This is a genomic window from Microbacterium sp. oral taxon 186 str. F0373 (assembly GCF_000411455.1).
Lineage (GTDB): Bacteria > Actinomycetota > Actinomycetes > Actinomycetales > Microbacteriaceae > Microbacterium.
Genome location: NZ_KE150457.1, coordinates 1953531 through 1975774, shown reverse-complemented (window position 1 = coordinate 1975774; position 22244 = coordinate 1953531). Strand labels below are relative to the sequence as shown.

At 69.4% G+C, this 22244-nt stretch carries 19 protein-coding genes; 11 read left to right on the top strand and 8 right to left on the bottom strand.

Translation table 11 applies throughout. From position 1 onward, the window contains the following. Positions 1 to 110: 110 nt before the first annotated feature. The 3 genes from HMPREF1529_RS09235 to hrpA are packed head-to-tail and all read left to right on the top strand — an operon-like array spanning position 111 to position 5129. Complete coding sequence (locus HMPREF1529_RS09235; RefSeq protein WP_231477220.1) at positions 111 to 452, top strand: hypothetical protein; 342 nt, start codon at positions 111 to 113, stop codon at positions 450 to 452. After that, on the top strand, positions 449 to 1111 hold the full coding sequence (locus HMPREF1529_RS09230) for a hypothetical protein (protein WP_016464613.1): 663 nt from the start codon (positions 449 to 451) through the stop codon (positions 1109 to 1111). Before HMPREF1529_RS09235 ends, HMPREF1529_RS09230 begins: the two co-directional genes overlap by 4 nt. A 25-nt stretch (positions 1112 to 1136) precedes the next feature. Beyond that, positions 1137 to 5129, top strand: a complete 3993-nt coding sequence (hrpA, locus tag HMPREF1529_RS09225; RefSeq protein ID WP_016464612.1) for an ATP-dependent RNA helicase HrpA — start codon at positions 1137 to 1139, stop codon at positions 5127 to 5129. A 135-nt stretch (positions 5130 to 5264) separates the two neighbouring features. Here hrpA and HMPREF1529_RS09220 read toward each other — a convergent pair whose 3' ends face one another. Further along, the gene (locus HMPREF1529_RS09220; RefSeq protein ID WP_016464611.1) at positions 5265 to 6608 is read right to left on the bottom strand and encodes a M20/M25/M40 family metallo-hydrolase; all 1344 of its coding nucleotides are present in this window, start codon (positions 6606 to 6608) and stop codon (positions 5265 to 5267) included. A gap of 36 nt (positions 6609 to 6644) precedes the next feature. Between HMPREF1529_RS09220 and HMPREF1529_RS09215 the strand changes: the two genes are divergently transcribed. Next, complete coding sequence (locus HMPREF1529_RS09215) at positions 6645 to 7661, top strand: Gfo/Idh/MocA family protein (protein WP_016464610.1); 1017 nt, start codon at positions 6645 to 6647, stop codon at positions 7659 to 7661. 1 nt (position 7662) lies between these two features. Further along, entirely contained in the window at positions 7663 to 8568 is a 906-nt protein-coding gene (locus HMPREF1529_RS09210) for an NYN domain-containing protein (protein ID WP_016464609.1), read from the top strand. Between the two features lie 26 nt (positions 8569 to 8594). On the opposite strand, the gene HMPREF1529_RS09205 is transcribed toward HMPREF1529_RS09210, so the two are convergent. Further along, complete coding sequence (locus HMPREF1529_RS09205; RefSeq protein WP_016464608.1) at positions 8595 to 10130, bottom strand: CitMHS family transporter; 1536 nt, start codon at positions 10128 to 10130, stop codon at positions 8595 to 8597. Between the two features lie 160 nt (positions 10131 to 10290). On the opposite strand from HMPREF1529_RS09205, the gene HMPREF1529_RS09200 reads away from it, so the two are divergent. The 3 genes from HMPREF1529_RS09200 (at position 10291) to HMPREF1529_RS09190 (ending at position 14152) form a co-directional block, all read left to right on the top strand. Beyond that, the gene (locus HMPREF1529_RS09200; RefSeq protein ID WP_016464607.1) at positions 10291 to 11976 is read left to right on the top strand and encodes a sensor histidine kinase; all 1686 of its coding nucleotides are present in this window, start codon (positions 10291 to 10293) and stop codon (positions 11974 to 11976) included. Beyond that, on the top strand, positions 11973 to 12629 hold the full coding sequence (locus HMPREF1529_RS09195) for a response regulator (protein WP_016464606.1): 657 nt from the start codon (positions 11973 to 11975) through the stop codon (positions 12627 to 12629). The genes HMPREF1529_RS09200 and HMPREF1529_RS09195 overlap by 4 nt, the downstream gene beginning before the upstream one ends. Before the next feature lie 140 nt (positions 12630 to 12769). Further along, positions 12770 to 14152 carry an MFS transporter gene (locus HMPREF1529_RS09190; RefSeq protein ID WP_016464605.1) on the top strand — a complete coding sequence of 461 codons (1383 nt, stop codon included), beginning with the start codon at positions 12770 to 12772 and terminating at the stop codon, positions 14150 to 14152. 54 nt (positions 14153 to 14206) lie between these two features. Here HMPREF1529_RS09190 and HMPREF1529_RS09185 read toward each other — a convergent pair whose 3' ends face one another. Then, positions 14207 to 14587 carry a DoxX family protein gene (locus tag HMPREF1529_RS09185; protein WP_005052331.1) on the bottom strand — a complete coding sequence of 127 codons (381 nt, stop codon included), beginning with the start codon at positions 14585 to 14587 and terminating at the stop codon, positions 14207 to 14209. Positions 14588 to 14622: 35 nt separating this feature from the next. On the opposite strand from HMPREF1529_RS09185, the gene HMPREF1529_RS09180 reads away from it, so the two are divergent. After that, positions 14623 to 15915, top strand: coding sequence for a DUF4921 family protein (locus HMPREF1529_RS09180; protein WP_016464604.1), 1293 nt, complete (start codon positions 14623 to 14625; stop codon positions 15913 to 15915). After that, positions 15912 to 17039 carry a class I SAM-dependent methyltransferase gene (locus HMPREF1529_RS09175; protein WP_005052325.1) on the top strand — a complete coding sequence of 376 codons (1128 nt, stop codon included), beginning with the start codon at positions 15912 to 15914 and terminating at the stop codon, positions 17037 to 17039. The genes HMPREF1529_RS09180 and HMPREF1529_RS09175 overlap by 4 nt, the downstream gene beginning before the upstream one ends. Before the next feature lie 30 nt (positions 17040 to 17069). Here the strand turns inward: HMPREF1529_RS09175 and HMPREF1529_RS09170 are convergent, their stop codons facing one another. Beyond that, the gene (locus HMPREF1529_RS09170; protein WP_232212091.1) at positions 17070 to 17480 is read right to left on the bottom strand and encodes a MarR family winged helix-turn-helix transcriptional regulator; all 411 of its coding nucleotides are present in this window, start codon (positions 17478 to 17480) and stop codon (positions 17070 to 17072) included. Positions 17481 to 17575: 95 nt separating this feature from the next. Then, positions 17576 to 18043: a DUF3817 domain-containing protein gene (locus tag HMPREF1529_RS09165; protein WP_005052320.1), complete on the bottom strand. Its 468-nt coding sequence runs from the start codon at positions 18041 to 18043 to the stop codon at positions 17576 to 17578. Positions 18044 to 18133: 90 nt separating this feature from the next. Here HMPREF1529_RS09165 and HMPREF1529_RS09160 point away from each other — a divergent pair, with 90 nt between their 5' ends. After that, positions 18134 to 18544: a hypothetical protein gene (locus tag HMPREF1529_RS09160; RefSeq protein WP_016464603.1), complete on the top strand. Its 411-nt coding sequence runs from the start codon at positions 18134 to 18136 to the stop codon at positions 18542 to 18544. A gap of 114 nt (positions 18545 to 18658) precedes the next feature. Here the strand turns inward: HMPREF1529_RS09160 and nrdF are convergent, their stop codons facing one another. From nrdF to nrdI, 3 genes are read right to left on the bottom strand one after another with little or no spacing between them, the layout of a single operon-like run. Next, positions 18659 to 19639, bottom strand: coding sequence for a class 1b ribonucleoside-diphosphate reductase subunit beta (nrdF, locus tag HMPREF1529_RS09155; protein WP_005052315.1), 981 nt, complete (start codon positions 19637 to 19639; stop codon positions 18659 to 18661). Between the two features lie 34 nt (positions 19640 to 19673). Then, a complete protein-coding gene (gene nrdE, locus HMPREF1529_RS09150; RefSeq protein WP_005052313.1) occupies positions 19674 to 21830 on the bottom strand; it encodes a class 1b ribonucleoside-diphosphate reductase subunit alpha in 2157 nt (718 codons plus the stop codon). Then, a complete protein-coding gene (gene nrdI / locus HMPREF1529_RS09145; RefSeq protein WP_016464602.1) occupies positions 21812 to 22243 on the bottom strand; it encodes a class Ib ribonucleoside-diphosphate reductase assembly flavoprotein NrdI in 432 nt (143 codons plus the stop codon). Before nrdI ends, nrdE begins: the two co-directional genes overlap by 19 nt. Between the last annotated feature and the right edge of the window lies 1 nt (position 22244).

Genomic DNA, 22244 nt, shown 5'->3' with positions numbered 1-22244 from the left:
CTCGACTCGTCATCGCGGCCGCCGCTGCGGTGTTGGCCGTGACCGCACTCACCGCGTGCACCGGAGGCGGCGGGCCCGCCGCGTCCAGCGCATCACAGGAAGGAACCGACGTGGATCTGCAGAGCGTCTACTCCGCCATCTCGGCGGCCGACCCGGGGGTGGAGGACCCGCTGGGTACCGTGAGCACCTCCGGCATGGCGAAGACCCTGTCGGTGAGCGTGCTGGTCGCCGCCGATGAGCCGGTCACGACCGACCGCCTCGTGGCGATCTTCGTCGCGATCCGCGACACCACGTCGGCGAGCATCGAGACCGTGACCGTGATCGCGCGCGATGCCGCCGACGAGGAGAAGATCGTCGACCTCTCCACGGCGGTCGCGGGGCTCCCGAGCGACGTGACGGCGCTGTACGACGGCGGCGTCACCCTCGCCCGCGTAGACCTCGAGAAGCTGTGAGCCCGGACGCCGCCCCGGAGCTCGTGTTCCGCCTCATCGGCACCTGGTGGCCGGTGGCGCTGGACAGCGACGAGAACGCGCGGGCCTCGGCCACCGATATCGCACGCGGCACGCTCGGCACCGCCGACCAGAACGCGACACCGCGTCGCCGGATGCGCGACGACCTCGTCGATGCGGCGCGCGCCGCCCGTGACGCCCAGGGTCGGCTCCTCCTGCTCCAGACCGAACTGTCTCCGAACGAGCCGATGTCGGCGATGCTGACGCTGTTCGATGACGATCGGTTCCACATGAGCCCGTCCATCGGGACGAACCCGCAGCGCGTGCTGTCGGTGCTCGAAGAGGCTCTGCCGACCATCGCGCCCGAGATGGCCGGCACCGCCGTTCGTCGTCCGTTCACGGATGGCGAGGTGGTCCGCACGCATCGCGTGGACGAGTCCGTCGAGGTCGAGGACGGTGCGACGTTCACGAGACGGCGACTGGTCGCGCACTACTGGTACCCCGTGCCGGATTCCAAGAAGCTGAGCCTTGTCGTGCTCTCCACCCCGCTCGGAGACATCCCGAACGCCCTCCTCGCCTACTTCGATGCCATCGTCGAGGTGTCGGGGTTCCGCTCGGCGCCCGAGACCGCCGTCGACGCCGCGGGCGCCGCCGCGCGCTGACGCGCACGCAATACGATGGAGGGCTATGCCTCCCGTCGTCCCCGTGATCTCCTATCCGCCGGAGCTGCCTGTCAGCGCGGCACGCGAGGAGATCGTGCGCGCCATCGCGGGCCATCAGGTCGTGATCGTGGCTGGTGCGACCGGATCGGGCAAGACGACGCAGCTGCCGAAGATCTGCTTGGAGCTCGGGCGCACGAAGATCGCGCACACCCAGCCGCGCCGCATCGCGGCACGCACGATCGCCGAGCGCATCGCCGAGGAGCTGCACGTGCCGCTCGGCGGCGCCGTCGGCTACAAGGTGCGTTTCACCGATCAGGTGTCGGAGGACACCCAGATCGCGCTCGTCACCGACGGCATCCTCCTCAATGAGATCCACCGCGACCGCCTGCTGCGTCGCTACGACACGATCATCATCGATGAGGCCCACGAGCGCTCGCTGAACATCGACTTCCTGCTCGGCTACCTCGCGCGCGTCCTGCCCGAGCGCCCCGACCTGAAGCTCATCATCACGTCGGCGACGATCGATCCGGAGAGCTTCGCGAAGCACTTCGCGGATTCCGCGGGTACACCCGCCCCGATCGTCGAGGTCTCCGGGCGCACCTACCCGGTCGAGATCCGCTACCGCCCGCACGTCCCCGACACCCCGACCTCCGCGCGAGACCCGAAGGACACCCCGACCGCCGCGCGAGACCCGAAGGGCCGAGTCGAAACGCCCACCGACGGTGACGACGTCGACGCGCTGATGGCGGCGCTGCGCGAACTCGACCGCGAGGCCGACGGCGACGTGCTCGTCTTCCTTCCCGGTGAGGCCGAAATCCGCGACGCGATGGATGCCATCCGCGGCATGTACGCGAAGGACGCCCGTCCCACCGAGGTCCTCCCCCTGTACGGTCGGCTCTCCGCCGCCGAGCAGCACCGCGTGTTCGAGCGCTCCACGCTCGCCGGCGTGCGTCGCCGCGTGATCCTGGCGACGAACGTCGCCGAGACGAGCCTCACCGTTCCCGGCATCCGCTACGTCATCGATGCGGGCACGGCGCGCATCTCGCGCTACAGCGCGCGGTCGAAGATCCAGCGACTGCCGATCGAGGCCGTCTCGCAGGCGTCGGCGCAGCAGCGTTCCGGCCGCGCCGGACGCACCTCGAACGGCATCGCGATCCGCCTCTACAGCGAGGACGACTTCCTCTCACGGCCCGAGTACACCGAGCCCGAGATCCTCCGCACCTCGCTGGCGTCGGTGATCCTGCAGATGCTCGCCCTCGGCTTCGGCGACATCGAGGACTTCCCGTTCCTGACGAAGCCCGACAGCCGCGGCGTGAAGGCGGCGTTCGACCTGCTCAGCGAACTGCGCGCCGTCTCGCCGTCGCGCCGGCTCACCTCCCTCGGACGGGAGATCGCCCGCCTGCCGATCGACCCCCGGTTCGCGCGCATGCTCATCGAGGCGCGCCGCCTCGAGGTGCTGCCCGACGTGCTCGCGATCGTTGCCGGACTCTCCATCCAGGACGTCCGCGAGCGACCGTCGGCCGAGGACCCCGGAGCCCGCGAGCAGGCGGACCGGCTGCACGCACGCTTCACCGATCCGACGAGCGACTTCCTCACCCTTCTCAACCTCTGGAACCACCTGCAGGAGCAGCAGCGCGACCTCGGCTCCAGCGCCTTCCGACGCCTGTGCCGCAGTGAGTTCCTCAACTACGTCCGCGTGCGCGAGTGGGCCGACGTCCACCGACAGCTGCGCCAGCTCATGGGTGTGAAGACGGGCTCGACCTCCGACGGCGCCGCCGCCGACCCCGCGCGCGTGCACCGGGCGATCCTGGCCGGTCTGCTCTCGCACATCGGCATCCTCGACACCCGCTCCGTCGGTGTCGCCAAGAGCACCGGGGGCGACAAGCGCAAGCCGATCGCGACCTTCCGCGGGGCGCGTGGGGCATCGTTCGCGATCTTCCCCGGTTCGGGGCTGCGCAAGGCGACCCCCGACGCGGTCATGGCGGCCGAACTCGTCGAGACGTCGCGCCTGTTCGCCCGCACGGTCGCGGCGATCGATCCGGCCTGGGCGGAGGAGCTCGCCGGAGATCTCGCGCACCGCCAGCTGAGCGATCCGCACTGGTCGAAGGATGCCGGGGCCGCCGTGGCCGCGGAGAAGGTCACCCTGTTCGGCGTCGAGATCATCCCGCGCCGCCGCGTGCAGCTGGCCCGCATCGACCGCCCACTCGCGCGGGAGCTGTTCGTGCGGCACGCGCTCGTGGACGGCGACTGGAACAGCCAGCACCTCGACAAGCGCCTCACCGCGTTCGAGCGGCGGAACCTCGACCTGCGCCGCCGTCTGGAGAAGGTGGAGGAGCGGGAGCGCCGCCGCGACATCCTCGTGGGCGACGAGGCCGTGTTCGCGTTCTACGACTCACGCCTGCCGCACGACGTGTTCGACGCGCGCTCGTTCGAGACCTGGTGGCGTGACGCCTCCGGCCGCACGCCGCGGCTGCTCGACATGACCGAGGCGGACCTGCAGGGCGACGCGTCACGCTCGGACGAACGCGCGTTCCCGGGACGCTGGCAGCAGGGCGACCAGGTGCTCTCGCTCGCGTACCGGTTCGAACCGGGTAGCCCCGAGGACGGCGTCAGCGTGGTCGTGCCGCTCCCGCTGCTGGCGGCGCTTCGCCCCGACGGTTTCGACTGGCAGGTGCCGGGACTGCGGTCGGAGCTGATGACGGCACTGTTGAAAGCGCTGCCGAAGGCGATCCGCAGGCACGTGGTGCCCGCCGCCGACTGGGCTGCGAAGCTCGGCGACGACCTGGCGTCGGCCGGGCCCGAGCACCACGACGGCCTGCCGCCCCAGTCGCTGCGCAGCGCTCTCGCCGCCCGCATCCAGCGCGTGGCGAACCAGCCCGTGACCGCCGACGAGTTCGACCTCGAGCGGGTGCCCGCACACCTTCTGATGACGTTCCGGGCCGTCGATCACCGCGGGCGCACGGTCGGCACCTCCCGCGACCTCGCCGAGTTGCAGCGCCGACTCGCCGGCCGCGCCCGCGAACAGGTCGCCCGCACCCTCACGCGTGAGCAGCAGCCCGCCGGGCGCGTCGCCCGAGCCTCAGGTGTGTCGGCCTCGGGGATGTCTTCCCGCGACGCGTCGGCGACGGCATCCGCCCCGGGGTCACCGCAGATCGTCGAGCGCGACGGCATTCTGACGTGGGATCTCGGCACGCTGCCCGAGGTCGTCGACACGAAGGTCGCCGGCGGCGTCGTGCGCGGCTATCCCGCGCTGGTGGACCAGAAGGATGCCGTCGCCCTGCGCATCGAGTCCACTCCCGAGCGTGCCGCACGCCTCTCGCACGCCGGTGTCCGTCGCCTGCTGCTGCTCGCCGTACCCTCGCCGAGCGCGTACGTGCTCGAGCATCTGACCGCTCCCGAGAAGCTCTCGCTCGCAGCGTCACCCTACCCGTCCGCGAAAGCGCTCATCGAGGATGCGCGCGTCGCCGTCGCGGACGCGGTGATGGCGCGCGTCGCCCCGGGCGGTGTCCGCACGCCCGAGCAGTTCGCCGCCGTGCGCAACGCCCTGTCGTCGGCCGTGGTCGACGAGCTGTTCCAGGCGGTCTCTCTGACGGCACGCATCCTGACGCTGCAGCGCGACGTCGAGCGTGCCGTGAAGTCGCAGAACGCCATGACGCTGCTGGCTGCACTCGGCGACGTGAAAGCACAGCTCAGCGGGCTCATCTACCCCGGATTCATCGCGCGCACCGGCCTCGATCGACTGCGTCATCTTCCCCGCTACCTGCAGGGCGCCCTGGAGCGGGTGCGTGCGCTCGCCGACAATCCGGGCCGGGATCGCCAGCGTCTGACCGAGTTCGAACGCGCGGCGGCACTCTACGCGGAGGCCGGCGGTGCGCTCCCCCTTGCCGCCGAGGCGCCGCCGGCGATCGCGCACGCACGCTGGCTGCTCGAGGAGTACCGCGTGAGCCTGTTCGCCCAGGCGCTCGGCACCGCCGAGCCGGTCTCGCTCCCCCGCATCACGAAGGCGCTCTCCGCCTGAGGCGGCAGCCGCCGCTTCCGCGGGCGCACCCACCCAGCCACCCACCCACCAACTCCGCAGGATCGCACGAACTCCGCACCGTTTCACCCGATCCGATGCGGAGTACGTGAAGATCTGCGGCGATGCGCGCGCGGCTCAGCTGGCGGTGAGCAGCGCGCGGTAGAAACGGATGCCGTTCAGCCACGACTCGACGCGGATGCGCTCGTTGTGCGCGTGCAGCGCGTCGCGCTCACCGCGCGTCAGGTGGAAGGGCGTGAAGCGGTAGACGTGCGCGCTGATCGCCGTGAACCAGCGGCTGTCGCTCGCCCCGAGCTGGATGTACGGCGTCGTCACGATGTCGGTGCCGAGGGCGTCGTGGACGGCGGTCGCGATGCGCCGCCACGGCTCGCCGCGCCAGGACGAGACCGGCGAGGGGTCGGACCCGTGGCGCACCTCGATCTCGACGGCGGGGTCGGCCACGATGCGGCGGATCCGCGCCGTCGCCGAGGCGGCGGTGTCGCCGGTCAGCAGGCGGATGTTGATCGAGGCACGCGCCGTGGTCGCGAGCACGTTCTCGCCCGGGGCGCCCGACAGCTCGGTCGCGACGGCGGTCGTCCGCACCATCGCGTTCAGTTCGGGCCCGAAGCCCGCGAACACCCGCGCGGCCAGCGGGGCGAGCGCTCCGAGATTCGCGAAGACGGTGCGCAGCGGCTGTGCGGCGTGCGGGGCGAGCGTCGCGAACAGAGCGCGCACGGGCGGGGCGATGCGAGCGGGGAACGGATGCCGCCGCACCCGATCGATCGCACGGGCGAGCCGCGCCGTCGCGGGGAAGGCGGGCGGCGTGGACGCGTGCCCTCCGCTCTCGCGCGCGGTCAGCCGCAGTGTCAGCACGCCGCGCTCGGCGACCCCGACCATCGCGGTCGGCACCGCGACGCCCGGGACGGCGCCCTCGACGACGGCGCCGCCCTCATCGAGGACGAGAGCGGGTGTGACCCCGCGCTCCCGCAGCAGCGCCACGATCGCGCGCGCGCCTCCGCCCGCCGCCTCCTCGTTGTGGCCGAAGGAGAGATAGACGTCGTGGGTGGGCGCGTAGCCCTCCGCGGCCAGTTCCTCCACCGCCTCCATGATCGCCACGAGGGCGCCCTTGTCGTCGATGGTGCCGCGCGCGTGGATCTCGGCATCCTTCCCTTCGCCGACGACCTCGGCGCCGAACGGCGGGTGCTCCCATTCCTCCTCCACGACGGGGACGACGTCGATGTGGGCCATCAGCACGAGCGGATCCGCCGTGCCGCCGCTGCCGGCCCAGTGGAACAGCAGGGAGTGGCCATCGACGACCTCACGCTCGAGAGCGGCGTGCGCTGTCGGATACAAGCGCGCCAACGTGTCGATGAAGCGCGTGAACGCATCCGCATCCACGAGGCGCTCATCGGCGTGCGAGACGGTCGGAATCTGCAGCAGCTCACGGAATCGGGCGATCGACGCCGCGGTGTCGGCACTCACGGCTTGAGCCTACGCGCGCGCGGCTAGGCTCGTCGCATGACCGACAACGCCCCCGGCACGACTGTGCCGACCGCGCCCATCCGCTGGGGAATCCTCGCCACGGGCGGCATCGCCCATGCGTTCACAAAGGACCTGCGGACGGCGGGTCTCACCGTCACCGCGGTCGGATCGCGCCGTCCGGAGTCGGCGCGCGCGTTCGCCGCCGACCATGACATCCCCCACGCGCACGGGTCGTACGAGGAGCTCGTCGCCGACCCCGACGTCGACATCGTCTATGTCGCCTCGCCGCACAGCCACCACCGAGAGCACGCGATCCTCGCGCTCGAGGCCGGCAAGCACGTTCTCATCGAGAAGGCCGTGACGCTGGATGCCGATGAGGCCATCGCGATCCGTGACATCGCCGCCGGGCGCGGACTGCTGGCGATGGAGGCGATGTGGACGCGGTATCTGCCGCACATGGTCCGCATCCGTGAGCTCATCGCCGACGGCACGCTGGGCGAGGTGCGCGCCGTCATCGCCGACCACACGCAGTCGCTTCCCACCGACCCGGCGCATCGATTGATCGCGCTCGAACTCGGCGGAGGCGCCCTCCTGGATCTCGGCATCTATCCCGTCTCCTTCGCGTGGGACGTGCTCGGGCCGATGACCGAGATCCGTGCCGTGGGCCGCCTCGGCGACACCGGAGCCGACACCGAGGTCGCGATCGCCGCCGTCCACGCGGGCGGCGCGGTCTCGTCGATCGCAACCAGCTCGCGGGCCGCCGGCCCGAACACGGCCCACGTGGTCGGCACGAAGGCGCGGATCGACATCGATCGCGTCTGGTACGAGCCCACCTCCTTCCGGGTCACCGCGACCGACGGCACCGTGATCGAGGAGTACCGCTCTGAGGTGGATGGCCGCGGCATGCAGTTCCAGGCCCTCGCCGCCGAGCGGTTGCTGCGGGAGGGGCGCACCGACAGCGACCTGCTGCCGTTCGCGGAGTCGATCGCGATCATGCACGCGCTCGACGACGTGCGAGGCCAGCTCGGCGTGACCTACCCGAAGGTGCGCTGACATGATCGAACTGCAGGGTAACCGCGTCGCCGTCTACCTCGACTTCGACAACATCGTCATGAGTTGGTACGACCGCGTGCACGGGCGCAACTCCTACGCCGCCGACCGCCAGAAGATCATCGCCGACCCCGATGCCCCCGAGATCGCACAGCGTCTGAAGGATGCCACGATCGATGTCGGGGCGATCATCGACTACGCGGCCTCCTTCGGAACCCTCGTGCTCACGCGCGCCTATGCCGACTGGTCGTCGCCGGTCAATGCGCTCTACCGTTCGCAGCTGGTGGCCCGCGCCGTCGACCTCGTGCAGCTGTTCCCCGCGGCGGCGTACGCGAAGAACGGCGCCGACATCCGCCTGGCGGTCGACACCGTCGAGGACATGTTCCGCCTGCCCGACCTCACCCACGTCGTCATCGTCGCCGGAGACAGCGACTACGTCCCGCTCGCGCAGCGCTGCAAGCGTCTCGGACGCGTCGTGGTGGGTGTCGGCGTGGCCGGTTCGACGGCCAAGTCCCTCGCGGCGGCGTGCGACCAGTTCGACTCCTACGACTCGCTGCCCGGAGTGGTGCTGCCCGCGTCGGCTGCGACCCAGAAGAAGGCGGATGCCGCCGCCACCTCGGCCCCCTCTTCGTCGCGCCGACGCAAGAAGACCGAAGACCCGACGGCTGAGCTTCTCGGGCGTGCGCTGCGTCTGGAGCAGGAGCGCACCGACGACGAGTGGGTGCACCTGTCGGCGGTGAAGAACCTGCTCAAGCGGATGGATCCGTCCTTCAGCGAGAAGGCGCTGGGGCACCGGTCCTTCTCCGACTTCGTGAAGGCCTACCCCGGCGTCGCCGACATCGACGAGACGACGAACATCGTGCGCGTGCGTCCCCACTCCGGCGACGACGGCACGGCCGACGGGAGCTGATGCCGTCGGTCGTGCCGTGACCTCTCTCAGGCGGCGAGCGGGATCACCCCGACGAGCACGCCGACGGCGAGCATCGCCAGCGAGACGAGCGCGGCCCGCCACAGCACCTTCTTGTGGTGATCTCCGAGGTTGACGTTCGCCAGCGAGACCAGCAGCAGGATCGCCGGGACGAGCGGGCTCTGCAGATGCACGGGCTGCCCGGTGATGGACGCGCGCGCCATCTCCACGGGCGCGATGCCGAAGTGCGACGCGCTTTCGGCCAGCACCGGCAGGATGCCGAAGTAGAACGCGTCGTTGGACATGAAGAACGTGAACGGGATCGACAGCACGCCCGTGATGACCGCGAGGAAGGGTCCCATCTCGGCGGGGATCACCGCCGTGATCCACGAGGCCATCGCCGTCACCATCCCGGTGCCGTTGAGCACGCCGACCAGCACACCGGCGGCGAGGACCATCGACACGACGCCGACGATCGAGGGGGCGTGCGCGACGATCTCGTCCGCCTGGCTCTTGAGCTTCGGGAAGTTGACGATCAGCGCGATCGCCGCACCGACCATGAACACGAACGCCAGCGGGAACAGGTCCAGCACCAGCAGCACCATGACGGCGACGGTCAGCGCGAGGTTGAACCAGATCAGACGCGGACGCAGCGTGGGCCGGTTCGGGTCGAGCATGGTGTCGGCCATGGCCGTGTCGGCGGCATCCATCAGCGCGGTGGCTGCGACCGCATCGCGCGCACCCCGGACGGTGACGATGTTGCCGGTGCGCAGCGTCGCGGCGGCACCGGGCTTCGGCTCGGCGCCGCGGAAGAGGCGAGGCGCGCCGAAGATCCCGTCGCCGCGGGTCGACTCGATGCGGGTGGTGTCGATCGAACCGGCGAGGCGGCGACGCTCGCCGAGGCCGAGGAACCAGGCGAAGGCCAACGAGATCACGAGACCGGTCGCGAGCGAGGGGAGCATGGGCACGAAGATGTCCGTCGGCTGCAGCGACAGGGCGGATGCCGCGCGCACGGTGGGACCGCCCCACGGCACGATGTTGAGCGTTCCGTTCATGAGTCCCGCGACACAGGTGAGGACGACCGGGCTCATGCCCAGACGCAGGTAGATCGGCAGCATCGCGGAGGTCGTGATGATGAACGTCGTCGATCCGTCGCCATCCAGCGACACCGCCCCGGCCAGCAGCGCGGTGCCCAGCACCACCTTGGCGGGATCGTCGCCGAGCACGCGGGTGATCAGACGGATGAGGGGGTCGAACAGACCGACGTCGATCATGATCCCGAAGTACATGATCGCGAACATGAGCAGGGCCGCCGTCGGCGCCATGGACTTGATCGCGTCCATAATCATGTCGCCCAGGCCGAAGCCGGCGCCGGCGAACAGGCCGAAGATCGTCGGCACCACGATCAAAGCGACCATGGGGGTCAGTCGGCGCGTCATGATCAGCGCCATGAACGTCAGCACCATCGTGAACCCGAGGACGACCAGCACACCGTCCGACGGCGTGAACGCCAGGTCGTAGCCCTCGTCGGCCGCGGCCGCGAGTGACGTGAGAACAGGGGGCATCTCGACTCCTTCGTCTGCGGCCGACGCGCCTCGTCGACCGGATTCCGCGACTCTAGGGATGCCACCGCGCCCGCGCGCGGTATCTCTCATTGCACGGACTTCTGCGCGCAACGCGAGTTCAGCGCATTATGCTCACCAGATGAGGTTCGCGACGCGGGTGATGCTCGTGCAGCTGGCGACGGTCGCCGTCGTCGTCGCCGCCTGCGTCCTCGTCTTCGTGCTGCTCGGCATCCAGCAGCTGCGGGCCGCGGCCGAGACGTCGGCCCTGAACATCGCCCGCACCGTCGCCGTCGATCCGCAGGTGCGCGCGGCGGTGGCCGAGATCAGCGCCGATCCCGGAACACCCCGCGGCGCGGACCTGAGGGACGCTCCGCTGCAGGATCTGGCCGCCGACGTCACCGCGCGCACCGGCACCCTGTTCGTCGTGATCACCGATGACCACGGCATCCGGCTGGCCCACCCGGATCCCGCCCTGCTCGGCCAGCCGGTCAGCACCGACTTCCGCGAGGTGCTCGCCGGCAACGAGGTCGTCACGTGGCAGCAGGGCACGCTCGGCGTCTCGGCACGCGCGAAGGTGCCGATCTGGCCTCCGGGAGCGGAGGGCGTCCGCCCGGCGAACGCCTCCCCGGTCGGCGAGGTGAGCGTGGGGTTCGAACCGGCCAGCGTGTTCGATGATCTGCCGGCGCTGCTCGGCGGGGTCGCCGCGGCCGCCGGTGCCGGCGTGCTGCTCGCGGCGGTCGCCGGGATCATGCTGCGACGGCGATGGGAACGGCTCACGTTGGGTCTGCAGCCGGAAGAGCTCGTCGCTCTCGTGCAGAATCAGGCCGCCGTCCTCGACGGGGTCGGCGACGGGGTCGTGGCCCTCGACGACGACGGCGTCGTGCGCCTCTGCAATGAAGCAGCGCGGCGGATGCTGGGGCTCGAGGAGCCCACGGGGGCGACGTTGGAGCAGCTGGGCATCGCCCCCGCGATCCTCGCAGCGGCCCGTGACGGCACGGCGAGCGAGGGTGTGGTCGTGGGTGAGCGGGTACTCTACGCCGATGCGCAGCCGGTGCGGCGAGGCGGGCGCGACCTCGGCATCGTGCTGATCATCCGCGACCGCACCGACGTCGCCGCGCTCAGCGAGCGACTCGACACGGTGCGGGCCATGACCGGCGCGCTGCGGGTTCAGCGTCACGAGTTCGCCAACCGCCTGCACGTCGCCGTCGGCATGCTCGACGCCGACCGCCCGGGCGAGGCGCGGGAGTTCCTGGGCGAGCAGCTGCATCGCGGACCGGTCGACTACCCCGTCGAGAACATCGACCGTATCGGCGACAGCCTCCTGCATGCCCTCATCGGCGCCCATGGCCTCGAGGCAGGCGAGCGCGGCGTACGCGTATCCGTCGACCCGGACTCGCTGCTGCTGGCACCGCTGATCGAGGTGGAGGATGTGGCCGCCGTGCTCGGCAACCTCGTCGACAACGCGGTGCGCGCTGCCGTCGAGGGCGCCCCGCCGCGCCATGTGCAGATCGGGTGCTTCGGCGACGGGCACGATCTGGTCCTCACCGTCGCCGACTCCGGCGCGGGGGTGGCCGCCGACATCGATCTCTTCTCACGCGGCCGTCGCGACGCTGCCGACATCGACCGGGTGCACGGGCTCGGCGTGGGCCTGCCGTTGTCCCGCGAGCTCGCGCGCCGCCGCGGCGGCGAGGTGTGGCTCATCGCGGCCGGAGGAACCGCACCGCACACGGGTGCCGTGTTCGGCGCCCGGCTGCACGGCGTTCTCGGCGACGTCCCCGCCGAGGACTCCCCCGAATCCGGCCCTGCACCTGACGTGTTCGCCGACCGAAGGGATCCCACCTCATGACGACACCTCTGCGCGTCCTCGTCGTCGACGACGACTTCCGCGTCGCAGGGCTGCATCGCGAGATCGTGGCGGAGAGATCCGCCTACCGCGCACTCGAGCCCGCGCGCACGCTCGCCGACGCGACCGCCGCCGTCCGCTCCGAGCACCCTGACCTTCTGCTCGTCGACGCGTATCTGCCGGACGGCGACGGGATCGCCTTCGTGCGCGAGAGCCCGATCGACGCCTTCGTACTCTCGGCCGCGACCGACGCGGCGACCGTGCGCCGCGCCCTGCGCGCCGGCGCCCTCGGCTACCTCGTCAAGCCGTTCGAGCGGCGCACGCTCGTCGACGTCCTCGATCGCTACGCCCGCTTCCGCAACGTGCTCGACGAACAGCGCACGGTGTCTCAGGACGAGATCGATCGGGCCCTCGGCATCCTCCACGCGGCAAGCGACACGTCCTCCGTATCGCGATCGGCGACGGAGCAGGTGATCCTCGGGGCCCTCGGCGACGACGAGTCCTCGGCATCGGAGATCGCCGATCGCGCCGGCGTCTCTCGCGCCACCGCGCAGCGTCACCTCGCGGCGTTGGCGACCCGCGGCATCGTGGAGGTGCGGCTGCGCTACGGCACCACTGGCCGCCCGGAGCACCGGTACGCGCGGCGACGCACGTAGGCGAGCCCGCGCACAGGGGGCCGGTGCACGAGCGCACACGCGCTGTGCAGCATTCAACCTTGTACCTGAATCGCTTTTCAGGTAGCGTCCACGGCGCGGCATCCCCCGCCGCACCGCGCTCTACAAGGAGGTAACAGCGCATGGCTTCAGCCACCCCGCCAGACACCACACCCCCGCAGTCCGGTCTTCGCCGGGTCGTCAGCGCCTCGATGGCCGGAACGATCGTCGAGTGGTACGAGTTCTTCCTCTATGCCACGGCGGCCACGCTCGTGTTCAACCTGATCATGTTCCCGCCGTCCGACGACCCCTACGCCGGCATCATCGCGGCGTTCGTCACCTATGCGGTCGGCTTCATCGCCCGCCCGCTGGGCGGCATCGTGTTCGGCCACTTCGGTGACAAGTACGGACGCAAGAAGCTCCTGCAGCTGGCCATCATCCTCGTCGGTGTGGCGACGTTCCTCATGGGCTGCCTGCCGACCTTCCAGCAGGTCGGCTACTGGGCGCCGGCACTGCTGGTGCTGCTGCGCTTCGCCCAGGGCTTCGCTGTCGGCGGTGAATGGGGCGGCGGCGTCCTGCTGGTCGCCGAGCACTCCCCCGACAAGACACGCGGATTCTGGGCGTCATTCCCCCAGGCGGCCGTGCCGATCGGCAACCTCGTCGCGACCGTCGTGCTGCTCGTGCTCAGCCGCACCCTGTCCGCGGAGGCGTTCCTCGCCTGGGGCTGGCGGGTCGGGTTCTGGCTGTCGGTGGTGATCGTGGCGATCGGCTACTACATCCGCACCAAGATCAGCGATGCGCCGATCTTCCTCGAAGCGCAGAAAGAGGCGGAGGAGCAGAAGCACGACCGTTACGGCGTTTTTGAGGTCGTCCGCCGCTATCCGCGCGGCGTGCTCACCGCGATGGGTCTGCGCTTCGCGGAGAACATCATGTACTACCTCGTGGTCACCTTCTCGATCACGTACCTGAAGATCGCCCTCGATGTGAACACGGCCGAGATCCTCGGCATGCTGGTGATCGCCCACATCGTCCACATGATCGTCATCCCGCTGGTCGGTGCCCTCGCCGACCGCATCGGGCGCAAGCCCGTCTACGCGATCGGCACGGTCGGCGCGGCAGCGTGGGGCTTCATCGCCTTCCCGATGTTCAACACGAAGGAGCCGGCGATCATCATCCTGGCGATCTGCCTGGGCCTGGTGATCCACTCCTTCATGTACGCCCCTCAGCCGGCGATCATGTCGGAGATGTTCCCGACCCGCATGCGGTATTCCGGCGTCTCGCTCGGCTACCAGGTGACGTCCATCGTCGCCGGCTCGCTCGCGCCGATCATCGCGACGGCCCTGCTGTCGGCCTCGGGCAGCTACATCCCCGTCGCACTGTATCTGGCGCTCGCCGCCGCGATCACGCTCATCGCGGTGGTCTCGATGCGCGAGACCAAGGGCAGCTCCCTGCACGAGCTCGACCGCGTGGATCGCGAGCGCCTGGTCACCGAGACGGGAACCGTGCGGGTGCAGGCCCCGCGCTGAGCGCTTGGTGCGCAGATGCGGGGGTGGATGCCGCGGCATCCGCCCCCGCTCGCCTCAGTCTCGGGTCGCGAGCAGCGCCCAGGCGACCAGCAGCGGCTGGAAGAGCAAGCGCGTCAGACGAGCGGCATCGCTGTCCAGACCGAAGGCCGGACGCCGATCCACGGCCTGCGCGATGTTGCCGGGGAAGATCGCGATGAAGAACGCGGCGAGAAGGGCGCCGACACGCCTGCGCTCCTTCGGCAGCACGACCAGAGCGGCTCCGAGCATGATCTCCACCGCGCCGGAGGCGACCACGACGGCGTCCTTGTCGATCGGCAGGACATCGGTGACGACGTCGGGGACCTGCGCCTGGAACTCCTTTCGGGCCCAGAACAGGTGGGACAGACCGGCGAACATCATGCCGGCGGCCAGCAGCCATCGCGCGAACGTCTTCATCAGGCCAGTATCCTCCGCCTCGATAGGCTGGAGGCATGAGCGACGGAGCACCACGAGCGATCCGGCGCCTGCCCGACGGCACCGTCAAGCAGATCGGCCCTCTCACCGGCACGCGGGTCTGGACGGTTCCGGGCCGCGCGAACCGTCCCCTCACGGAACCCCGCGAGGATGTGCACCGCCTCGGGCCCGGTGAGGATCGACGACTCTGCGCGTTCTGCGTCGATCGCTACCTCGAGACCACGCCCGAGAAGGCGCGACTGGTGGGCCCGCGTTTCGAGGAGGAGCGCCGGGTACCCGCGCACGCGCTGAACGACTCCGTCGCCGAGTTCCGCCGCTTCGGCAACCTGTTCGAGATCGTGTCCGCCGAGTACTGGCGCGAGAACCACGGCTACCGCCAGCCGGCGCAGATCGTGCAGTGGGCCGAGGAGTACCTGTCCGATCCCGTCGGACGCGTGCACATGGAAAAGCTCGCCGAGATTCGCGCACGCGCAGCCGGTACCGAAACCAGCCTCGAGGAAGCGGCACTGGACCTGCTCGGCGGATCCCACGACGTCGTCGTCGCCCGGCGTCACGTCGTCGAGGGCGCGACCACGGATGCCGAGCTGGCATCGTCGGGAACGCTGAGCCCCGACGAGCATGCAGCCTACGTCGCCTTCACCGTGCAGGCGCTGGCGGAGATCCAGGCGGCGCAGCCGCACGCCGGGTACGTCAGCGTCTTCCAGAACTGGCTGCGGCCGGCGGGCGCCTCCTTCGAGCACCTCCACAAGCAGCTCGTCGCGATCGACGACCACGGCCCGCAGGTCGATCACGAGCTGCGCCTGCTCTCGCACGACCGCGGCCTGTATCAGCACGAGATCGCCGATCTGGCCGTGTCCGAAGGACTCGTCGTCGCAGCGACGGACGGCGCCGTCGCTTTCGCCGGCGTCGGTCACCGTTACCCGGCGTTCGAGATCTTCTCGACGTCGGCCGCGAACCTGCCCCAGGAGCACACGGATGCCGAGCGGCGCGCCGTCTCCGACCTGCTGCACGCGCTGCACGCCGCGACGGGCGTGCACGTGCCGACCAACGAGGAGTGGCACTACCGGCCGCCCGGCGCGCCGTGGCCCATGCCCTGGCGGGTGGTGCTCAAGTGGCGCATCTCCACTCCCGCCGGCTTCGAGGGCGGCACGAAGATCTACGTCAACACGATCGATCCGTGGGAGCTGCGCCGGCGCACCGTCGCCGGACTGCAGGAGCTGCGCGAGGCGGGACGGCTGGCCGACGGCATCCGCATCGGCGATGAGTGCACACCGGCAGATGCCGTCCTGCGTTACGCGGAGGGTTCGTGAGCCTGCCGTTCGAGATGCTTCGACGCGCACCCGACGTCGAAGGCGAGGGGCTCGGTGCGGTGGATGCCGCCGACCGCCTGATCCTCGACGAGTCGGCCGCTCTGCGCGCCGGAGCCGGGGCCGGTCAGATCGCCGTCATCGGTGACGCGTACGGAGCCCTCGCCCTCGGTGCGGCTCACGACGGCGCCGCCGGGGTGCGCGCGCACCAGGACGCCCTCCTGGGCGAACGGGCACTGCACGCCAACGCCGCCGCGCTGGGGCTGGCCGAGCAGGTCTCCTCCGGCCCGCTGAACGCGGCTCTCGTCACCGGCGCGCGCGTCGTGCTGATGCGCCTGCCGCGCTCGTTGGACGCCCTGCGCGATATCGCCGGACTGATCGCGGCGCATGCGGCATCCGACGTCGTCGTGGTGGCCGGGGGTCGCATCAAGCACATGAGCGTCGCGATGAACGAGGTGCTGCGCGCGTTCTTCACCACGGTCGATGTGACTCACGCCCGCCAGAAGTCTCGAGTGCTGATCGCCCGGGACCCGCACGACGGCCGCGACCCGATGCCCGCGGCGTCGCGCGTCGACGAGCTGGAGCTGCGCGCCTTCGGCGGGGCCTTCGCGGGCGCACGCCTGGACATCGGCACCCGGGCACTGCTGGCGGCACTCGACGCCGCGCCGCACGCTCCCGGCGGCGGCAGCAGCGAGGACCCCTGGATCGATCTCGCCTGCGGCACCGGCATCGTGGGCGCCTGGCTCGCGCGGCGGCATCCGTTCGCGTATGTATACGCCAGCGATCAGTCGGCCGCGGCGGTCGCGTCGGCGAAGGCGACCGTGGCCGCGAACGCACTGGGCGATCGCGTGCACGTCGCGCGCGCCGATGGGCTGGAGGAGCGCCCGGATGCGAGCGCGTCGTTCATCGCCCTGAATCCCCCGTTCCATTCCGGTGCCGCGCTGACCACCACGATCGCGGAGCGTCTGTTCGCCGACGCCGCACGGGTGCTCGCGCCCGGCGGCGAGCTGTGGTGCGTGTGGAACTCACCGCTGCGGTACCGCGGCACGCTCGAGCGCGTCGTGGGGCCGACGCGTCAGGTCTCCCGCGATCCGAAGTTCACGGTGACCGTGTCGACGACGCGGTGAGCCGGCGCCGCCGCACCTCGCGCCGTGCGCTCAGACGATGCCGGCGCGGATGCCGTCGAGAGAGTCGGCGACCTTCGGCAGGCGCTGGGCGAGCGCACCGTCGAGCTCGAAGAGGCGCTCGCGGGCATCCTGCAGCACGCGCGCACCCTTGGGGGTGACGTGGAGGTCGCTGGCGGCGCCGGCATGGGCGGTGGCGTCCTGCACGAGACCGTCGTCGACGAGCGTGCGCACGGCGGTGTGGGCGGACTGCACGGTGATGTGGGAGCGGCGGGCCAGCTCGGAGAACGAGATGCCGGGCTCGGCGTAGATGTGACCGAGGAGACCGAACTTGCGGGTGCTGATGCCGAGGTCTTTGAGGATCGTCGCCAGCTGCTCCTCCCACATCGCCGAGACGGCGAGCAGCGCGATGACCGGGCTGAAGCGGGGACCGTCCTGAGTCATGCGGTCCATGCTATCCATGCGCTGTGCGCACAGCGGGTCGCCGTCCCGTGACTTTTCCCGGTCGGTCGCCGCGGGAGCCGTCTTGCCCCGCGCACTCAGCCCTTGGCGCCGCCCGGAGGGCCGAGGATCAGCAGCACGGCGAAGACACCGACGACGGCGACGAGGATGCCGACGAACAGCAGCCACGGGCGGCGCAGGAACCAGGCAAGCGGCCCGTCGTACCAGCGCGCATCCGCTGCATCGGCGTCGGCCTCCACGCGCCACGCGCCCGCGAGCAACCCGCGGCGGTGCACCCAGAGCTCGACCGGAATGGTGGCGTAGGGCACGATCGCCGAGATCAGGGCGACGACCGTCGGCCCCGCCGGCCACCGATTGTTGAGGGCCACCAGCACGACCGCGGCGCCATAGGAGAGGAACACGAAGCCGTGGATGCCGCCGCCGATCGTGACCGCGGGCGCCCACCCGGTCGTCGCCCGGACGATGAGCCCCGCGATGAGCAGCGTCCACGACACCGCCTCGGCGAACGCGAGGGTGCGAAACAGTGACAGTGGAGTGCGGAGCATTCCTTCAACATAACTGAAGGAAATCCCTCGGCCTGGGCGCGTCCTGTGAGAGGACCATCCCCGGACGACCGATTCCGTAGGGTGAGGGCCATGACCCGTGCACTTCCGGTGGCGCTCGCCGCTCTCACGACGACGGCGATACTGGGGGCGTGCGCGCCGCTGGTACCGGTGTGTCCCGCCATCGGCTTCGTCAACCCCGGCCCCGTCACGATCGAGGTCGCCCCCGCCCTGACCGTCGGTGACCTCGCAGCCTGTTTCGGCGGCGGTTGCATCCCGGCGGCCCTCCCCCTCGACGGCGACGGCCGCGGAGAGCTGCCGCTGGACCCGCCGTACGTCGGCGACACGAGCATCGTCAGCATCGAGCCCGGCACGACGGTGCGCGTGGTGATCACCGATCGCTCAGGTGTCGTCACACGGGATCTGCAGGTCGAGATCCCCTACACATCCGAGGGCGGCTCCTGCCCGGGACCGGTGACCTTCGGGCCCGTCGTGATCTCCTGACCGGCTCGCGCGAGCATGATGCTCAGAGGGGTGCGGAGACGATGACGCCCCCGGACCGGCTCATCGAGCACAGTCCGGGGGCGTCGCGGCATCCGTCTGACGACGTCGGTCAGATCAGAAGTCCCAGTCGTCGTCCTCGGTCGCGACGGCCTTGCCGATGACGTACGACGAGCCCGACCCGCTGAAGAAGTCGTGGTTCTCGTCGGCGTTCGGCGACAGGGCCGACAGGATCGCCGGGTTCACGTTGGTCAGCTGCGACGGGAACATCGCCTCGTAGCCGAGGTTCATCAGCGCCTTGTTGGCGTTGTAGTGCAAGAACTTCTTGACGTCCTCGGTCAGCCCGATGCCGTCGTAGAGGTCCTGCGTGTACTGCACCTCGTTGTCGTACAGTTCGTAGAGCAGCGAGAACGTGTAGTCCTTGATCTCGTCGCGCTCGGGCTGCGTGAGCTTCTCGAGACCCTTCTGGAACTTGTAGCCGATGTAGTAGCCGTGCACGGCCTCGTCGCGGATGATGAGGCGGATGATGTCGGCCGTGTTCGTGAGCTTGGCCTTGCTCGACCAGTACAGCGGCAGGTAGAAGCCCGAGTAGAACAGGAACGACTCCAGCAGGGTCGAGGCGACCTTGCGCTTGAGGGGCTCGTCGCCACGGTAATAGTCCATGACGATGTGGGCCTTCTTCTGAAGGTTCGGGTTCTCCACCGACCACCGGAACGCGTCGTCGATCTCAGGCGTGGAGCACAGCGTCGAGAAGATCGACGAGTAGCTCTTCGCGTGAACCGACTCCATGAACGCGATGTTCGTGTACACGGCTTCTTCGTGCGGCGTGATCGCGTCGGGGATGAGCGACACCGCCCCCACGGTGCCCTGGATGGTGTCCAGGAGCGTGAGTCCGGTGAACACCCGCATCGTGGTGGTCTGCTCGTCGGGGGTGAGCGTCGCCCACGACTGGATGTCGTTGGACAGCGGCACCTTCTCGGGCAGCCAGAAGTTGTTCACGAGGCGGTTCCACACCTCGAGGTCCTTGTCGTCCTGGATGCGGTTCCAGTTGATCGCCTGGACGTGGTCGATGAGCTTGAGCGGCTCGGACGGGGTCATGTCGTCATTCCTTCGAACGGTCGTGGAGCGAGCGTCACAGCATGCAGGAGACGCACTCGGACAGGTTCGTGCCCTCGAGCGCCATCTGACGAAGACGGATGTAGTAGATCGTCTTGATGCCCTTGCGCCATGCGTAGATCTGCGCCTTGTTGATGTCGCGGGTGGTGGCAGTGTCCTTGAAGAACAGCGTCAGCGACAGCCCCTGGTCGACATGCTGGGTGGCGGCCGCGTAGGTGTCGATGACCTTCTCGTAGCCGATCTCGTACGCGTCCTGGTAGTACTCCAGGTTCTCGTTCGTCATGAACGGCGCCGGGTAGTAGACGCGGCCGATCTTGCCTTCCTTGCGGATCTCGATCTTCGACGCGATCGGGTGGATCGAGCTCGTCGAGTTGTTGATGTACGAGATCGAGCCGGTCGGCGGCACCGCCTGCAGGTTCTGGTTGTAGATGCCGTGCGTCTGGATCGACGCCTTCAGCTCGCGCCAGTCCTCCTGCGTGGGGATGTGGATGCCGGCGAACAGCTCCGCCACCCGGTCGGTCTGCGGCACCCATTCCTGCTCGAGGTACTTGTCGAAGAACTCCCCCGACGCATAGGTCGAGTCGGCGAAGCCGTCGAAGGCCGTGCCGCGCTCGATCGCGATGCGGTTGGAGGCGCGCAGCGCGTGGAACAGCACCGTGTAGAAGTAGATGTTCGTGAAGTCGATGCCCTCTTCGGAGCCGTAGTGCACGTGCTCGCGCGCCAGGTAGCCGTGCAGGTTCATCTGGCCGAGGCCGATGGCGTGCGAGCGGTCGTTGCCGTCTTCGATCGAGCGCACCGAGGCGATGTGGCTCTGGTCACTGACCGCGGTGAGAGCGCGGATCGAGGTCTCGACCGTGCCGGCGATGTCCTTGCCGTCCATCGCGAGCGCGATGTTCATCGAGCCCAGGTTGCAGGAGATGTCCTTGCCGATCTCGGCGTACGAGAGGTCCTCGTTGTACGTCGTCGGGGTGTTCACCTGCAGGATCTCGCTGCAGAGGTTGGACATGTTGATCCGGCCCTTGATCGGGTTGGCCTTGTTCACCGTGTCCTCGAACATGATGTACGGGTAGCCCGACTCGAACTGGATCTCCGCGAGCGTCTGGAAGAACTCGCGCGCGTTGATCTTGGTCTTCTTGATGCGGGCGTCGTCGACCATCTCGCGGTACTTCTCGGTGACGGAGATGTCACCGAAAGGCACACCGTAGACCTTCTCGACGTCGTACGGCGAGAACAGGTACATGTCCTCGCCGTTGCGGGCGAGTTCGAACGTGATGTCGGGGATCACGACGCCGAGCGAGAGCGTCTTGATGCGGATCTTCTCGTCGGCGTTCTCGCGCTTCGTGTCGAGGAAGCGGAGGATGTCGGGGTGGTGCGCCGACAGGTAGACGGCGCCGGCGCCCTGGCGCGCGCCGAGCTGGTTGGCGTAGCTGAAGCTGTCTTCGAGCAGCTTCATCACGGGGATGATGCCGCTGGACTGGTTCTCGATCTGCTTGATCGGAGCCCCGGCCTCGCGGATGTTGCTGAGCAGCAGGGCGACACCGCCGCCACGCTTGGACAGCTGCAGGGCGGAGTTGATGCCGCGGGCGATCGACTCCATGTTGTCTTCGATGCGCAGCAGGAAGCAGCTGACGAGCTCGCCGCGCTGCGCCTTGCCGGTGTTGAGGAAGGTGGGGGTGGCCGGCTGGAAGCGTCCCGAGATGATCTCGTCCACGAGCTTCTCGGCGAGCTGCTGATCGCCGTCGGCGAGGCCCAGGGCCGTCATGACGACGCGGTCCTCGAAGCGCTCGAGGTAGCGCTTGCCGTCGAAGGTCTTCAGCGTGTAGCTGGTGTAGTACTTGAACGCGCCGAGGAAGGTCTCGAAGCGGAACTTCGCCCCGTAGGCGCGGTCGTTGAGGCGCTGGATGAACTCGAACGGGTACTTCTCCAGCACCGCGCCCTCGTAGTACTCCTTCTCGACCAGGTAGTCGAGGCGCTCCTTGAGCGAGTGGAAGAACACCGTGTTCTGGTTGACGTGCTGGAGGAAGTACTCCCGTGCGGCACGCTTGTCGGCGTCGAATTGGATCTTGCCGTCCTCGCCGTACAGGTTGAGCATCGCGTTGAGGGCGTGGTAGTCCATTCCCTCGAAGCGTGCGTCGGTCTTGAAGGTCGCCGGGCTCACTGCAGCTTCCACCATCGTTCCAATCCGTCGCTCACACGGGCGACGTCGTCGGGCGTGCCGAAAAGTTCGAGCCGGTACAAGTGCGGCACGGTGCACTTGCGGCTGATGATGTCACCGGCGCGACAGAACGACTCGCCGAAATTGGTGTTTCCCGCGGAGATCACTCCGCGGATGAGGTGACGATGGCGCTCGTCGTTGAGGAACCGGATCACCTGTTTGGGAACGGCGCCCTTCTCCTCGCCGCGCCCCTGGCCGCCTCCGTAGGTCGGTGTCACGAGCACGAAGGGCTCGTCGACCTCGAGAGGTGCGTCGCCAGGGGCGAGCGGGATGCGGACGGCCGGCAGACCGAGCTTCTCGATGAATCGCGCTGTGTTGCCCGACACGCTCGAGAAGTAGACGAGCAGCGGGGCGCTCGTCAGTGTCGGCATG